The 15,616-nt window shown below is 46.5% G+C and carries 13 protein-coding genes; 7 read left to right on the forward strand and 6 right to left on the reverse strand.

The genetic code is table 11. From position 1 onward, the window contains the following. Positions 1 to 225 precede the first annotated feature (225 nt). The 4 genes from ACINLD_RS03430 to ACINLD_RS03445 form a co-directional block, all read right to left on the reverse strand. Positions 226 to 723: a MarR family transcriptional regulator gene (locus ACINLD_RS03430; RefSeq protein WP_026586828.1), complete on the reverse strand. Its 498-nt coding sequence runs from the start codon at positions 721 to 723 to the stop codon at positions 226 to 228. Positions 724 to 794: 71 nt separating this feature from the next. Continuing rightward, entirely contained in the window at positions 795 to 2,291 is a 1,497-nt protein-coding gene (locus ACINLD_RS03435) for a monooxygenase (RefSeq protein WP_026586829.1), read from the reverse strand. A 141-nt stretch (positions 2,292 to 2,432) separates the two neighbouring features. Beyond that, positions 2,433 to 2,639: a YlaI family protein gene (locus ACINLD_RS03440; protein WP_035428057.1), complete on the reverse strand. Its 207-nt coding sequence runs from the start codon at positions 2,637 to 2,639 to the stop codon at positions 2,433 to 2,435. Positions 2,640 to 2,764: 125 nt separating this feature from the next. After that, on the reverse strand, positions 2,765 to 3,376 hold the full coding sequence (locus ACINLD_RS03445; protein WP_026586831.1) for a YhcN/YlaJ family sporulation lipoprotein: 612 nt from the start codon (positions 3,374 to 3,376) through the stop codon (positions 2,765 to 2,767). Positions 3,377 to 3,530: 154 nt separating this feature from the next. Here ACINLD_RS03445 and ACINLD_RS03450 point away from each other — a divergent pair, with 154 nt between their 5' ends. After that, on the forward strand, positions 3,531 to 4,859 hold the full coding sequence (locus ACINLD_RS03450; RefSeq protein WP_026586832.1) for a PhoH family protein: 1,329 nt from the start codon (positions 3,531 to 3,533) through the stop codon (positions 4,857 to 4,859). An 80-nt stretch (positions 4,860 to 4,939) separates the two neighbouring features. On the opposite strand, the gene ACINLD_RS03455 is transcribed toward ACINLD_RS03450, so the two are convergent. Continuing rightward, a complete protein-coding gene (locus ACINLD_RS03455) occupies positions 4,940 to 5,422 on the reverse strand; it encodes a hypothetical protein (protein WP_026586833.1) in 483 nt (160 codons plus the stop codon). Positions 5,423 to 5,539: 117 nt separating this feature from the next. Between ACINLD_RS03455 and glsA the strand changes: the two genes are divergently transcribed. The 4 genes from glsA to pyc all read left to right on the forward strand — a co-directional run bounded on the left by glsA (position 5,540) and on the right by pyc (position 11,942). Beyond that, positions 5,540 to 6,469: a glutaminase A gene (gene glsA, locus ACINLD_RS03460; protein WP_026586834.1), complete on the forward strand. Its 930-nt coding sequence runs from the start codon at positions 5,540 to 5,542 to the stop codon at positions 6,467 to 6,469. Positions 6,470 to 6,587: 118 nt separating this feature from the next. Continuing rightward, complete coding sequence (locus ACINLD_RS03465) at positions 6,588 to 6,869, forward strand: YlaN family protein (protein WP_003181465.1); 282 nt, start codon at positions 6,588 to 6,590, stop codon at positions 6,867 to 6,869. 336 nt (positions 6,870 to 7,205) lie between these two features. Then, positions 7,206 to 8,417, forward strand: a complete 1,212-nt coding sequence (locus ACINLD_RS03470; protein ID WP_026586835.1) for an FtsW/RodA/SpoVE family cell cycle protein — start codon at positions 7,206 to 7,208, stop codon at positions 8,415 to 8,417. Positions 8,418 to 8,495: 78 nt separating this feature from the next. Beyond that, the gene (pyc, locus tag ACINLD_RS03475) at positions 8,496 to 11,942 is read left to right on the forward strand and encodes a pyruvate carboxylase (RefSeq protein WP_277692733.1); all 3,447 of its coding nucleotides are present in this window, start codon (positions 8,496 to 8,498) and stop codon (positions 11,940 to 11,942) included. Positions 11,943 to 12,018: 76 nt separating this feature from the next. Here pyc and ACINLD_RS03480 read toward each other — a convergent pair whose 3' ends face one another. Beyond that, entirely contained in the window at positions 12,019 to 12,933 is a 915-nt protein-coding gene (locus ACINLD_RS03480) for a COX15/CtaA family protein (RefSeq protein ID WP_026586837.1), read from the reverse strand. Between the two features lie 399 nt (positions 12,934 to 13,332). Between ACINLD_RS03480 and cyoE the strand changes: the two genes are divergently transcribed. After that, positions 13,333 to 14,259 (forward strand): heme o synthase, encoded by a 927-nt coding sequence (gene cyoE / locus ACINLD_RS03485; protein WP_077736885.1) that lies wholly within the window; start codon positions 13,333 to 13,335, stop codon positions 14,257 to 14,259. Between the two features lie 276 nt (positions 14,260 to 14,535). After that, on the forward strand, positions 14,536 to 15,603 hold the full coding sequence (gene coxB, locus ACINLD_RS03490; protein ID WP_277692734.1) for a cytochrome c oxidase subunit II: 1,068 nt from the start codon (positions 14,536 to 14,538) through the stop codon (positions 15,601 to 15,603). Positions 15,604 to 15,616 lie beyond the last annotated feature (13 nt).

Here is a 15,616-nt window from a genome sequence, read left to right on the forward strand (position 1 = left end):
CACAGCTTTAGCTGTGTCTTTCAGCGTGTCGACAAACCTTCGCATTCGTTGTCAGGCCTGCGCTTCGGTGCTCACGAATTGCAACATTCGCTGTGCTCCGATGCTCGGTCTTCCTAGACTGCAAGGGTTTTCAATCACGCTGAAAGGATGACAAAATCGTAAAACTTTAAACCGTTTTACGATTTTGTCAATAATCTGAAAGACACAGCCTTAGCTGTGTCTTTTTTACGGTTCCGCCAAAAAGTCATTCATGAGCAAGTCGTTGAACAGCCGTCTGGCAAAAAGGATTTCCTCCGCTGAGTAGCGGTCTAAAAATGCTTTAAAACGTCTTTCAATTTTTTCGTGTTCCCGCTGATGAATGGCATAGACGGTTTTTCCTTTCCCTGTTAAGCGAAAATAGATCTCTTTCTTATTGTCGCTAAGCTGGGTTTTGCCGGTGAGGTTTTTTTTGATCAGCTTCGCTGTGATTCTTGACACGGTCGCTTTTGACAGGTTCATCTTCCCTGCGATTGATGTGACATTAATCGGTTCGTGATCCCCAATGCAGGCGATGGTATGAATGTCAGACATGGTCAAATTCAGCTCTGAGCCCAATTCCTGCTCCATGATCTCGATTTCGGCCGATATTCGCTCCTTCATCGCGCTTTCCTGCTGTTCTTGCTGATGGATGAGTGCAATGTACATGTCAAAAATCTCATGTTTGGCGTATGTCAAATGTTCCATGCAGAAAACAGTCTCCTTTTGGTCGATTTCCTGCTTTATTATATCATTTTGTTTCAGTTGAAACAAAATGATTATAAGGAGGGCATTTGAACATTTCCGCACCAGCGGCGAATGCCTTGTGATATGAGCGCTTCCGGGTCTTGGTGCGATTTGCTGACGGCCCAGGCAACATGGCCGTCCGGACGGATCAATGCTGCTTTGACATCGTCCCATTCCGGCCGCTCCGGCACAGCTTTTGCTTTTACCGTTTTCAGATGCGGATGGCAATGGGGGGATGTTTGCTCTTCCTCAAATGCGATGTATAAAAAGCTTGCGGAATGAAGAAACGAATAGAGCTGCTTAGCTGAGCCGTCTTTCAGCGTAATCTCCAGGTCGGGCAGCCGCTTTCCATTCAGTTGGTGCTTCGGCATCGTTTCATCTGCCGGATAGTTGATGCTCAGGGCGGCGATTTGCTCTGCGAGATAGCGATTGACCTCAGGGAATGTGAGAAGGTCTGAAAGCAGCTCGCGCAAATACAGTCCCTCCCGGGTAAAATCAAACAGCTTTGTCTGGATTTGCGTATTGCGGAGAAGTTCTTTGCCGACGGGATGCCTTTCCGTGTGATAGCTGTCCAGGAGCCATTCGGAAGCCCTGCCTTTGACGGCTGAAGCAAGCTTCCAGCCGAGGTTCATCGCATCCTGAAGACCGACATTTAACCCTTGTCCGCCGGCAGGAAAATGAATGTGCGCTGCATCCCCCGCCAGGAAGATTCTTTTCGATCTGTAGCGTTCCGCCAATCGGCTCGCATTGCCGAACCGGGACATCCAAACCGGATCGTATGTGCCGAAATCGGTGCCGCAAACCTGTATCAGGCCTTTTTGTATTTCTTCCAATGTCACCGGTTCATGCAATAGGCGCTGAGGTTTGTGCGGCGACACGATGAGCACGCGGTAAACACCGGGTGACAAAGGAACGATGACGACGGCGCCTTCTTCATTCATACACGTATAAAAACTGGAGTTAGGCGGAGAGTGAAGGGCTACATCCCCAAGCACGGCGGTCAGGCTTGCATCGCTTCCGTGAAACGCGATTCCCGTCTGTTTGCGGACGGTGCTTCCCGCTCCGTCGGCACCGACAATGTAGGCTGCCGTTAAAAAGGACATGCCGTCAGGGCCTTGGACGACGAGCTCTGCATGGTCATCGTTTTGCCGGACGGCCAGGACATCATGACCGCGAAGAATAGAGACGCCTAAGCTGTACGCATGCTTTTCAAGCAATTCCTCGGTATCGGTCTGAGGAAGAAACAGCGTATAGCTGGTGCCGGTGTCAAGTGCAGAAAAGTCCAATGCCGTGTCAAGACCTGCGAAATGTCCGTACGGCAGCGGTTTCCCCCGCTCTTTAAACAGATCAAACAGGCCGCGCATCTCCAAAATTTCGATTGACCGCGGATGAAGCGTCAGCGCTTTTGAATGGGGAGAAGGCTGCCTCAGGCGTTCAACGATGCACGTACGCACGCCGGCCAGCGCCAATTCGCAAGCCGTCATCAGACCGACCGGGCCGCCTCCAACGATCATAACATCAAAATCCATTACAAATCACTCCTTTTTTGTTACGTATGAAACAATTTAAAAATACTATAAATGATAACTTTTATCAATAAAATTTCAATATTTTGTTTCGTTTGTAACAAAAAACACAAAAAAGACATGGAACGTTTGTCCATGTCTTTTTTATGTTTTGACCTGTTCTTTATCTTTTCTGTGCGGATATAGTTTGAAACGGCCCGTTTTGATCCGATTCTCGGTTTTGACTTTGATGCGTTCGTAACAGTCGTTGCACAAATACGTATGTATGGGCCGGTTTCGAAGCCGTTTGGCAATGAGTGTGTCATCATCGATTTTGTCGATTTTGTCGCACAATGAACATTTTACCCTCACATCGTTCACCTCGCTTAAAGATCATTATATCACGAATGAAAGGTACAATTACATTTTCTTAAGGCGAAACAAAGGAAAAAGCTCATGCCGTCAAGAAAGGTAAAGGCACAAGCTTTTTATGGCTTTTACTGTCTGTTTTTCATATGTTTGTTTGATTGATCATTCTGCTCTTTTTCAAGCTGTTTTTGCCGGTTGCCGTTCAGCTGGTCATTGTTTGACTTTGTCGGATTTGTTTTTTGATCATCTGTTGCATCATTCGGTACTTCCGGCATAACGCGTCCGACAATTGCCGCCAGCTCATCAAGGATGCCTTTCACAGGTCTGCCCGCCTGAATTTCTTTTCCTATTGTCCTGAGGCGGTTCACGGTGTCGGGGTCTGCGACAACGGCCGCGTTTGCGCCGTAAGGATCATTTTGCAAAGCTTCGGCGACAGAGTATTTGATCGATTCGACCTTGCTGCGCTCCAAATTATCTTCGACATCAATGCCGACGACGGCGAGCCTCCCGAGGACGATGGCTGTCGCGTCATTGACACCTGGAACACGCTCGGTGATTTTGACGAGACGCTTTGAAATCGCTTGTCCGTCTTCCCTGTTCACAGGCTCCTGGGCGGTGTTTTTCACATGAATCGGTTTGTTGCCCGGCAGTTCATTTGCCTCGTTTTGAGCATTATTTTGAATGCCGCAGGCTGAAAGCAGCATAACGGTTTGAATGAAGATCAAAAAGAAAATTCGCACTTGAGGTTGCCTCCTTAGAAATGCTTTCATTATTTTTATTGTTGAATTAACCTTCTATCTTTATTCACAAAAACATATATTTTAGCGGGCGCTCCATCAGCTTTTAACCCGCATAAGAATAAAAGGCTAAAAATCCTGATCAGGAGGCGAAAGATTGAGTAAAATTTATGTGCTAGATACGAATGTGTTATTGCAGGATCCGAATTCAATCTTTTCTTTCGAGGATAATGAGGTTGTCATCCCCGCTGTCGCATTGGAGGAAGTCGATTCAAAGAAACGTTATATGGATGAAATTGGGAGGAATGCAAGGCGCGTATCTAAACTGATAGATGATTTACGTTTAAAAGGAAGGCTGTATGAAAACGTGCCTCTTCCAAACGGAGGAAGCCTCAGAATCGAGCTCAACCACCGCTCATTTCAGCAGCTTCAGGAAATTTTCATTGAAAAAACAAACGACAACCGTATTTTGGCCGTGGCGAAAAACCTGAGCCTTGAAGAAGAAACGAAAGAAGGCGGGCGCCCGGTCATCCTTGTCTCAAAAGACATGCTGATCCGCGTCAAAGCCGATGCGATCGGTTTATTGTCCGAAGACTTTCTGCATGACAGGGTGGTTGATCATGATGATATATACAGCGGATTTACCGAATTGTTTATCAATGCCGACCAGATGAATGCATTTTATGAAAACAACTGCTTGCCCCTTGAAGAGATCAGCCGTGAGCCGCTTTGCCCCAATCAGTTCGTCGTCATGAAGGATGCGCTCGGCGGTTCTTCCTCTGCGCTCGGCATCGTTGATCAAAACGGAAAAGCCGTTAAAAAGCTGATTTTTGATCAGGAACAGGTCTGGGGCATCCGATCGAGGAATGTGCAGCAGACGATGGCGCTTGAGCTTCTTTTAAGACAAGACATATCGCTTGTGACGCTCATCGGGAAAGCCGGAACGGGAAAAACGCTGTTGGCCCTGGCAGCAGGTCTTTTGCAGACGGAGGACTTGGGCCATTTTAAAAAGCTGGTCGTCACAAGGCCGATTGTACCTGTCGGAAAGGATATCGGCTATCTCCCGGGGGAAAAAGAAGAAAAGCTTCGGCCTTGGGTGCAGCCGATTTTTGACAACCTGGAATATTTGTTCAACGCCAAAAAGCCGGGAGAGCTTGACGATATTTTAGCGGGGATGGGCTCCATTCAAGTTGAGGCGCTCACATATATTCGGGGGAGAAGCATTCCTGATCAGTTCATCATCATCGATGAGGCCCAAAACCTGACCAAGCATGAGGTAAAGACGCTTTTAACCAGAGTCGGGGAGGGGAGCAAAATCGTCTTAATGGGCGATACCGAACAAATTGATCATCCGTACCTGGATGCGATGAATAACGGCTTGGCTTATGTTGTAGAGCGCTTTAAAGAGCAAAAAATTTCCGGGAATGTGAAGCTGTTAAAAGGGGAGCGTTCCGGACTGGCAAGGCTTGCGGCTGATTTGCTGTAACGAAAAAAACCTGGAATAGCGTCCAGGTTTTTGTGGCTTGTCCCCTGCGTTCACCGGTGATTGGCGGGGGTTTTTTTCAATTAGTTGATGCGGATTTTTTTGACATGTTTAATCGGATTCGCACGGTTTGATCCGTCCGCAAAATAAACGTGTACAGGCCCGTCTTCCGTCAGAGGTTTTCCTTTTTTACTGAAACAGAGAAGCGCTTCGTAAGCTTCGCTAATCGGGATGGAAACCTCATCGTTTTCTGTGACAAAGACGCACTCACTGGCGGAGTCGGACGCTTCCGCGTTTTTTAAAAACGGTTCAAGCTTGATCGCGAATGTCCCGTCAAGCAGCTTTTCCTTTTCATATTTTTTCTCTGATTTTAATGTCGGAGGTGAGACCGCTCCCTCCCTGATCAGGCGCTCCCGGTCAATCTCCAGGTCGCTGGTTTCCTCAGGAACCGCTCCGAGATGTGAAAAAAATTGATCCAGCTCGAATTTTCGGTCATCAAAAATCCAAACGCTTGGATCGAGTGTAATCGGGTATTTGACTTTCCCTGTAATCGTCACGATATTCATTTCTCTACCACTCCCTCACAGAAATTATAAGCGCTTTCTTTGGAATTGTCACTTCTCATAACAGCGCCTATTGCAGGGAAAGCTAAAGAAAAGACGCCTGGGATGGAGGGAAAGAACGTGAATTGCCGGCATAATGAGGAGCTCGAATATTTTGTCGCGGAAGCAAAAAAAGTAACTGAAAAAGGGAAAGTGGCATCTTACATCCCGGCTTTGGCTGAAATATCTGAAGATGATTTGTCAGCAGCTGTCTATTTTACTGACGGGACGTGTGTATCGGCGGGAGATGTAGAAAAAAAATTCACGCTCCAAAGTATATCAAAAGTGCTGTCCCTCGCTCTTGTGCTGATGGACCACGGCCCGGAAAAAGTGTTTCACTACGTGGGGCAGGAGCCGACAGGTGACCCGTTTAATTCCATCATCAAACTTGAAACCGTCAACCCGGGAAAGCCGCTGAATCCGATGATAAACGCCGGTGCATTAGTGGTGACAAGCATGATTAAAGGAGCGACAACATCCGAAAAAATCGGGCATCTCCTCGGCTTTGTCAAAACGCTTGCCAACAACAGGGGCATTACCATTTGCGAGAAGGTCGCAGAATCGGAGTTTCGAACGTCGATGGTCAATCGGGCGATGTGCTACTATATGAAAGAGCACGGCATTTTTCAGGCGGAAGTCGAAGATGTCATGGATGTTTATACAAAGCAATGCGCCATTGAAATGAACAGCCTTGACCTGGCGAAAATCGGCTGTGTCTTTGCCTTGAACGGCAAGCATCCCGAAACGGGGAAGCAGATCATTCCGAAAGATATCGCGAGAATCTGCAAAACATTCATGGTGACTTGCGGTATGTACAATGCCAGCGGAGAATTTGCGATAAAAATCGGAATACCGGCGAAAAGCGGTGTGTCAGGAGGAATCATGGGACTGTCCCCATACCGCTTTGGCATCGGCATATTCGGTCCGGCTTTGGATGAAAAAGGAAACAGCATTGCCGGAATCCGGCTGCTCGAACTTCTGTCCGCGAATTACAGCTTAAGCATTTTTTGAGAGGCTTTCGCCTCAGAAACAATACAGTGAAACGACAGAAATAGCTTGCTTTTTTTCCGCTTAGGCTTTATTATAAATAAAAGAATTAGGTACTCGCCTGGGGAACGGAGGGATACTTTTGGCGTCTGAGATTGTAGTCGACCATCGTGAAAAAGCACTTGCCCTGTTAAAACGTGATGCGGATAAAATTTTAAAGCTGATTCAAGTGCAAATGGACAACTTAACGATGCCTCAATGTCCTCTTTATGAAGAGGTTTTAGATACACAAATGTTCGGACTCTCTCGTGAAATTGACTTTGCTGTCCGCCTTGGATTAGTAGACGAAGAAGAGGGAAAAGAACTGCTTTACAGGCTGGAGCGAGAATTGTCTGCATTGCATGATGCATTTACAAAAAAATAAATGAATACTCAGGATCTACTGTAGCCTGAGTCAGCTTGTCGATGATGTGTCTGTGAAAGCAGACTGCCGGCAGGCTTTTTTTATTATATTCGGCACTATCAATGCATTCATTTTACGTTTTTTGGAGGAATGAGCATTGTTCATGACGAATAAACGAAGACACATACTTAGCCGATAAAAAAACTAAAGCTTTAATTCGAAAAAGACGGACTTTTCTTTTCCGGGAAGCTCGAAGTTTTAATAAAAGGGTATCCTTCGTTCTTTTTAAGAAAGTGTAGTAAAATAACGAAGGAGCCATCACAACTATTTTGAAAGGCAAGTAAGGAAGAGGATAATATGTTAAAAAGAATGCTCAAATCCTATGATTATTCACTAATCTTTGCTGTATTCCTTCTCTGCGGTTTCGGCCTCGTCATGGTATACAGCTCAAGCATGATCACAGCGGTAACAAGATATGGAAAGGACAGCGATTTCTTTTTTGACAGGCAGCTCATGTTCCTGGCGTTCGCAACGGTCATCTTTTTGTTCGCGGCCATATTTCCGTATAAGGCGTTCGCCAATCAAAAATTCCAAAAGATGTTACTGCTTGTTTCCGTCATCGCCTTGTTCGGGCTGTTTGTTGTCGGTCATGTGGCCGGGAATGCCCAGAGCTGGTTCAGGATTTCCGATTACGGGATCCAGCCGGGGGAGTTTGTCAAGCTGACCGTCATCTTGTATCTTTCTTCCGTCTATGCCAAAAAACAAAGCTATATTGACAACTTGGGAGCGGGAATCGCCCCCCCTGCGATCATCACGCTCGTCATTTGCGCTTTGGTTGCCGTTCAGCCCGATTTCGGGACGGCTTCCATCATCGCACTGATCGCTTTGTGCATCATTCTGTGTTCGGGATTCAGCGGAAAAACATTGCTTAAGCTCGTCCTATTGACAGGTATTGTTCTTGTGCTGGTCAGTCCGCTGATTCTTTTAAATCTGGATGACATTTTAACGGAAGGGCGGATGAACCGGTTTGAAAGCTACCAAAACCCGTTCTTAGATTCAAAAGGCTCAGGGTTTCAGGTCGTAAATTCCTACCTTGCGATCGGTTCCGGAGGGCTGTTTGGCCTCGGTCTCGGCGAGAGTGTGCAAAAGTATGGATATTTGCCTGAATCACACACCGACTTTATTATGGCGATCATCGCCGAGGAGCTCGGGATTTTTGGTGTCTTGTTTGTCGTGCTGCTGCTCGGCTTCATCGTCCTGAAAGGCTTTTATATTGCCAGGAAATGCGATGATCCGTTCGGCAGCCTGCTGGCGATCGGAATATCGAGCATGATCGCCATTCAGTCATTTATCAACTTGGGCGGCATCTCCGGCCTGATTCCTTTGACAGGTGTAACGCTTCCATTCATCAGCTATGGAGGTTCATCTCTTGTTGTCCTCATGGCAAGCGCGGGGATATTGGTCAATATCAGCATGTTCAACGACTATTTTGACCGGTACAAACGAAAACAGCCTGTTAATACTACAAAAACGAAAGAAAATCAATATAAAAAAAGTATAAATTTTTAAAAAACTAAGCGTGTACAGTGATGCTGGATTCATTTAGAATAGATACATACTTAAAACAAGCGGATAAGGGGGAACGACATGTCACAGCAGTCTATACAAAAAGTACTTGTCGCGAACAGAGGGGAAATCGCCATCCGCGTTTTTCGCGCATGTACAGAACTGAATATCCGCACGGTTGCGGTCTATTCTAAAGAAGACAGCGGGTCATATCACAGATATAAAGCGGATGAAGCATATTTGATCGGCGAAGGGAAAAAACCGATCGATGCGTATCTCGATATTGAAGGGATTATTGAGATTGCCAAGCGCAACCATGTTGACGCCATCCATCCCGGATACGGCTTTCTATCTGAAAACATACAGTTTGCCAGGCGCTGTGAAGAAGAAGGGATCATTTTTATCGGACCGACTTCAAAGCACTTGGATATGTTCGGAGACAAAGTCAAAGCCCGCGAGCAGGCTGAAAAAGCCGGAATCCCTGTCATACCGGGAAGCGACGGACCTGTAGCGGGAATAGAGGATGTCAAACGCTTTGCCGAAGAATACGGCTATCCGTTCATTATTAAAGCGTCCCTTGGCGGCGGAGGCCGCGGCATGCGGATTGTCAGAGAAGAGTCTGAGCTTCAGGAATCCTATAACCGTGCGAAATCAGAGGCGAAAGCCGCTTTTGGAAATGATGAAGTCTATGTTGAAAAGCTGATCGAAAAGCCGAAGCATATCGAAGTTCAGGTGATCGGAGACAAAGAAGGCCATGTGGTGCACTTATATGATCGGGACTGCTCTGTGCAAAGGCGTCATCAAAAGGTCATTGAAATAGCGCCGAGCGTTTCACTTTCCGATTCACTCAGGGAAGAAATTTGCGAAGCCGCCGTCAAGCTTGCGAAAAACGTCAATTATATCAATGCCGGAACGGTCGAATTTTTAGTTGCAAACGATGAATTTTTCTTTATTGAAGTCAATCCGCGCGTTCAGGTTGAACATACCATCACGGAAATGGTGACAGGTGTTGATATCGTGCAGACACAGATTCTGATAGCCGCGGGATTCAGTCTGAAAAGCAGTGAGATCAGCATTCCGAACCAGGATGCCATCACGCTCCACGGATATGCGATCCAGTCGAGGGTCACGACAGAAGATCCGTCAAACAACTTCATGCCTGATACCGGAAAAATTATGGCTTACCGCTCCGGAGGGGGATTCGGGGTTCGCCTTGATACGGGGAACAGTTTCCAGGGGGCCGTGATTACGCCTTACTACGATTCACTGCTCGTGAAGCTGTCAACATGGGCGCTGACGTTCGAACAGGCCGCGGCTAAAATGGTGCGAAATCTTCAGGAATTCCGGATTAGAGGCATTAAGACCAACATTCCGTTTCTCGAAAATGTCGCCAAACATGAAAAATTCTTGACCGGACAATACGATACATCCTTTATCGATACAACGCCAGAGCTTTTTGTGTTTCCGAAACAAAAAGACCGCGGCACCAAAATGCTGACGTACATCGGCAATGTCACGGTAAACGGCTTTCCTGGAATCGATAAAGGGAAGAAGCCTGAATTTGACAAGCCGCAGATCATCAAAACGGATGTCGATCAGCCGATTGCCTCCGGAACAAAACAGATCCTTGACGAGCGGGGAGCTGAAGGTCTTGTCAAATGGGTTCAGGAGCAAAAAGAAGTGCTTCTTACCGATACGACATTCCGCGATGCCCACCAGTCATTGCTCGCCACAAGGGTGAGGACGAATGATCTGAAGAAAATCGCCAATCCGACAGCAGCGGTCTGGCCTGAACTGTTCAGCCTCGAAATGTGGGGCGGGGCTACGTTTGACGTGGCATACCGTTTCTTAAAAGAAGACCCTTGGAAAAGGCTTGAGGAGCTGCGGAAAGAGATTCCGAACACGATGTTTCAAATGCTCCTGAGGTCATCAAACGCTGTCGGCTATAAAAACTACCCGGACAATCTGATTAAAAAGTTCGTCAGCGAATCGGCGGCAGCCGGAATCGATGTATTCCGTATTTTTGACAGTCTGAACTGGGTGAAAGGCATGACGCTTGCGATAGACGCGGTGCGCGATTCAGGTAAGCTCGCTGAAGCGGCAATCTGTTACACGGGTGACATCCTTGATCCGAACAGAACAAAGTATAACCTTGACTATTACACTTCGCTGGCCAAAGAGCTTGAAGCGGCCGGAGCCCATATTCTCGGCATTAAAGACATGGCCGGACTATTGAGGCCTCAGGCGGCTTATGAACTGGTGTCCGCATTGAAAGAGACAATCGACATCCCGATCCATCTGCACACGCATGACACGAGCGGAAACGGAATCTATATGTATGCAAAGGCGATTGAAGCTGGCGTCGATATCGTCGATGTAGCGGTCAGCTCGATGGCCGGATTAACGTCACAGCCAAGTGCAAGCTCGCTTTATCACGCGCTTGAAGGCGATGAGCGCCGTCCGCGTTTAAATGTCGATGCAGTCGAGTCTTTGTCCCAATATTGGGAGTCTGTAAGAAAGTATTACAATGAGTTTGAGAGCGGAATGAACGCACCTCATACCGAAATTTATAAACATGAAATGCCTGGCGGACAGTACAGCAACCTTCAGCAGCAGGCTAAAGGAGTCGGCCTCGGCGACCGCTGGAATGAAGTAAAAGATATGTACAGCCGGGTCAATCATCTGTTTGGAGATATCGTAAAAGTTACGCCGTCTTCCAAAGTGGTTGGCGATATGGCGCTATATATGGTACAAAATAAACTGACTGAAAAAGATATTTTTGAACGGGGAGAATCCCTGGATTTTCCGGATTCAGTCGTCGAGCTTTTCAAAGGCTATCTCGGCCAGCCGCACGGCGGCTTCCCGGAGAAGCTGCAAAAGCTGATTTTAAAAGGGCAGGAGCCGATTACCGTCCGCCCCGGAGAGCTGCTTGAACCGGTTTCTTTCGCTGATTTGAAAGCCGAGTTCTTGGAAAACCACGGTGTGGAGCTGACTGATCAGGATGTCGTCGCATATGCGCTTTATCCGAAAGTCTTTACGGAGTACGTTAAAACGTCGGAGCTGTACGGGGACATCTCTGTGCTCGATACACCGACCTTTTTCTACGGCATGACGCTCGGAGAAGAAATCGAAGTCGAAATTGAACGAGGAAAAACGCTGATCGTGAAGCTTGTCTCAATCGGAGAACCTCGTCCCGATGCGACAAGGGTCGTCTATTTTGAACTGAACGGACAGCCTCGTGAAGTGGTCATCAAAGATGAAAGCATTAAATCGTCCGTTCACCAAAAGGTGAAAGCCGACCGTTCAAACCCGAACCATATCGCGGCTTCCATGCCGGGTACGGTCATTAAGCTTCTTGTCGGAAAAGGCGATAAAGTCAATAAAGGCGATCATTTGATGATCAATGAAGCGATGAAAATGGAGACGACGGTCCAGGCTCCGTTTACAGGGACGGTTGAAAGCATCCATGTCGCAAACGGAGAAGCGATTCAAACCGGTGATCTTCTCATTGAAATGAAAAAAATATGATATTTCAGGCCGCTGACATTTTGTCGGCGGCTTTTTTCATCAAAAAACCCCTGCATGAAAGCAGGGGCCATAGCGTTTATTTTTGAGTTTTTGCCTGCCGGCGGTAGCGGACAACGAGCAGCAGGAAATAGCATAAAATGCCGAACACACCTGAAATAAAGAATGCGTGTGCAAGCGCAAAACTCAGATCCAACCGGGTCATGACGACCAAAATGCCTGACACCGCCTGAAGTGTGATCAGGATCAGAGATGCGATCCAGCCCCAGAATATCCGCTTCTGATTGTGATAATGTCTGACAGCGTGGATCATGGCGACGACAATCCATGCGAAAAGAAGGAGTGCTGCTGCTCTGTGGCCCATCTGCACCCATTCATGAAAGGTCGACGGAAACCAGCCGTTCGCCGTGCTGCACATCGGAAAGTCAAGGCAGGCAAGGCTCGATGTCGTGTGGCGGACATAGGCTCCTGTATAAACAACGAGATATGTGTATATAATGGTTCCTATCATATGAAACTGCATGGTTTTTCCTATATAAAAAGACTCGGCTTTTTCGCTTTTGTCTGCTTCGAAAATGAGAAATGTCAGAAGCAGAACCGATGCGAAGGAAATGAGCGAAATCCCGAAGTGCAGAGCCATGATTAATGCCGAGGATCCGAATACGACGGCGGCAGCTCCCAACAGCGCCTGAAGAATAAGAAAGACAACCGACATAACCGCGAGAAATTTTGTTTCCTTGACATGGCCGATTTTTCTCCAGGACCAAATGGCGAGAGCGAGCACGAGTATCCCGGATGTTCCGCTGACAAACCTGTGGCTCCATTCGATGATCGATTCCAGATTGAGGGCGGGAAATATGCTTCCGTTGCACAGCGGCCATGACCTGCCGCATCCCATTCCGGATCCCGTCTTCGTGACGAGGGCGCCGCCGATCAGCACGAAGAGCATGGCGATGGTCGTAATAATTCCCAACCCTTTTAATGCTTTATTCATACATTTAATTCTCCTTTTAATACAAACTGACTAATTAAAATAATGATCCATCTTCAAGTTTAAGCGAATTGGTGTTCTTTCTGCAATTCATTATCATGAATGTTCACAAAAATGCAATAGACGGCGTTCACATTTTTCTTGGATTTGAAGTCTTGATTATTCTGGTGTCGTTTGATAGAACTATATTAGAATGAGGATGTTTTTCTGCTCTTGTTCACATTATTTCCTTCATCTGTAATGAAAGTCATAAAAAGTTCACAAATATAAACCGGTTTGTCGATTAATATTTAATAGGCTGTTTTTTTCCAACCGGTAATCTTGTATGATAGAGTTGTAGGTTTTTTATGAATATACCGCTTCTCTTCACGTGATGAAGGTTTGAGTAAGGGGGGTAACATTATGGCTGAATCCAGAATTACAGCTGATACAGCAATGAATGGACAAATAGAAGAAACGACAGCGTGGAAGGATTTCCTCGCCCTTATCAAAGTCGGGATTGTTTACTCAAACCTGATAACAACTTTTACGGGTATGTGGCTCGCTTTTTATTTATCAAACCTGAGCTTTTTAGGAAACCTGGATACCGTGCTGTTTACTTTAGCCGGATCCTCGCTGATTATCGCGGGATCATGCGTCATCAACAACTACTATGACCGCGATATTGACCAGCTCATGCAGCGGACGAAAACAAGGCCGACTGTGACTGGCAAAATCCAGCCTTCCCAGGCGTTATGGTTTGGCATTTTGCTGATTGCACTCGGTTTTATCATGTTGCTTATGACCACATTGACGGCTGCGTTAGTAGGATTTGTCGGTGTTTTTACGTATGTTTTTCTCTATACGATGTGGTCGAAGCGCCGCTATACGATCAATACGATTGTCGGAAGCATTTCGGGAGCCGTTCCTCCTCTGATCGGGTGGACCGCTGTCCAAGGCACGATCGGTGTTGAGGCATGGGTGCTGTTTTTAATCATGTTTATTTGGCAGATTCCCCACTTTCTCGCGCTTGCGATTAAGAAAACGGAGGAATACAGAGCGGCAAACATTCCGATGCTGCCTGTCGTACACGGTTTTGATATCACAAAAAGGCAAATCATCATTTGGATCGCCTGCTTGATGCCGCTGCCGTTTTTCCTGGGCGGACTAGGTTTGCCGATCGTCATTCTGGGAACAGTATTAAATATAGGCTGGCTCGTTTGCGGCCTTATCGGATTTAGAAGCAAGGATGTCATGAAGTGGGCAACACTCATGTTTGTATATTCATTAAATTACTTGACCATCTTCTTCGTGGCCATGGTCGTTTTTACACTTTTTAAAATTGGATAAAGTAAAACTCTATATTCATCACATTGAAGGCTGTCACTTAACACTTCAAGCAGACAACAATCATGTAAAAGCCGCCTTATCGATTTTTCGATTATGTTATATGGGCGGCTTTACGTTCATACATAGATGGTATTTTGAGTAAAAAAACTCATTATTTAAGAAAAGAGGAAATGTAAGTGCTTTATTTTAAGTGTAGAGTCAGATGGATGAATGAGTGTCCTATAAAAGCTTAAGCAGGAAGTTCCAAAAGGATTGATTGAAAAGGGGTTGGGTTGAATGTTTAAAAAGTGGCGTCTGATTTCGCTGTTTGCTGTTTTGGCGCTCGTTTTAACAGGGTGTGGAGAACCGTTTTTATCTACGCTGACGCCCGCTGGGGAAGTGGCGGATAAGCAATATGACCTGATGGTTCTCAGCACGCTGATCATGGTGGTTGTCGTTGTCGTGGTAAGCTTCATCTTCGTGTTTGTCATCGTCAAATACAGAAGGTCTCGTCTAGGTGAAGACCACATTCCGAAACAGGTTGAAGGAAACCGAAATTTAGAAATTTTATGGACTGTTATTCCGATTCTTCTTCTTCTCATCCTTGTCGTACCTGTTGTCGCGCAAACATTTGATTTAGCTGATACGAAGCCGATGGATAAGAAAAACAGAGACCCGGAAAAAGCGCTGGTCGTCAATGTCCGGGCAAACCTGTACTGGTGGGAATTTGAGTATCCGGACTACGGTGTTGTGACAAGCCAGGAGCTGGTTGTGCCGACAGATGAACGGGTTTATTTCAAACTGAAGGCTTCCGATGTCAAGCATTCATTCTGGGTTCCTGCCGTTGGCGGAAAAGTTGATACGAATACTGAAAATGAAAACGAATTTTATTTAACGTTCGATTCAGAGCGGGCCAAAAAGGCGGGGGAATATTTTTACGGCAAGTGCGCCGAGCTTTGCGGACCTTCACACGCTTTGATGGACTTTAAGGTTAAAGCGGTTTCGAAGGATGATTTCAAAAAGTGGATGAGCAAAATGGAAAACTATGATGCAAAGCCGACAACAGACCTTGCTATCGAAGGTGAAAAGGTTTTCAAACAGAAAAACTGCCTGAGCTGTCATGCGACAGATACGAAAGACCAAAGGGCTGAAGCGGCTAGAACCGCACCGAATCTCGCGACCTTTGGAGAAAGGTCCAAAATAGCCGGTGTCAAGGAGTTTAACGATGAAAACCTGAGAGCATGGCTCAAGGACCCTGAAAGCATCAAGCCGGGCAACAAAATGACCGGAACATACCCTGATTTAAACGACAGGGAACTCGATGCACTGACTGAATACTTGAAGGGGTTAAAAACCGAAGACTAACGCTTCAAAGGGA

This window comes from Bacillus sp. z60-11 (genome assembly GCF_046464135.1).
Classification (GTDB): Bacteria; Bacillota; Bacilli; order Bacillales; family Bacillaceae; genus Bacillus; species Bacillus sonorensis_A.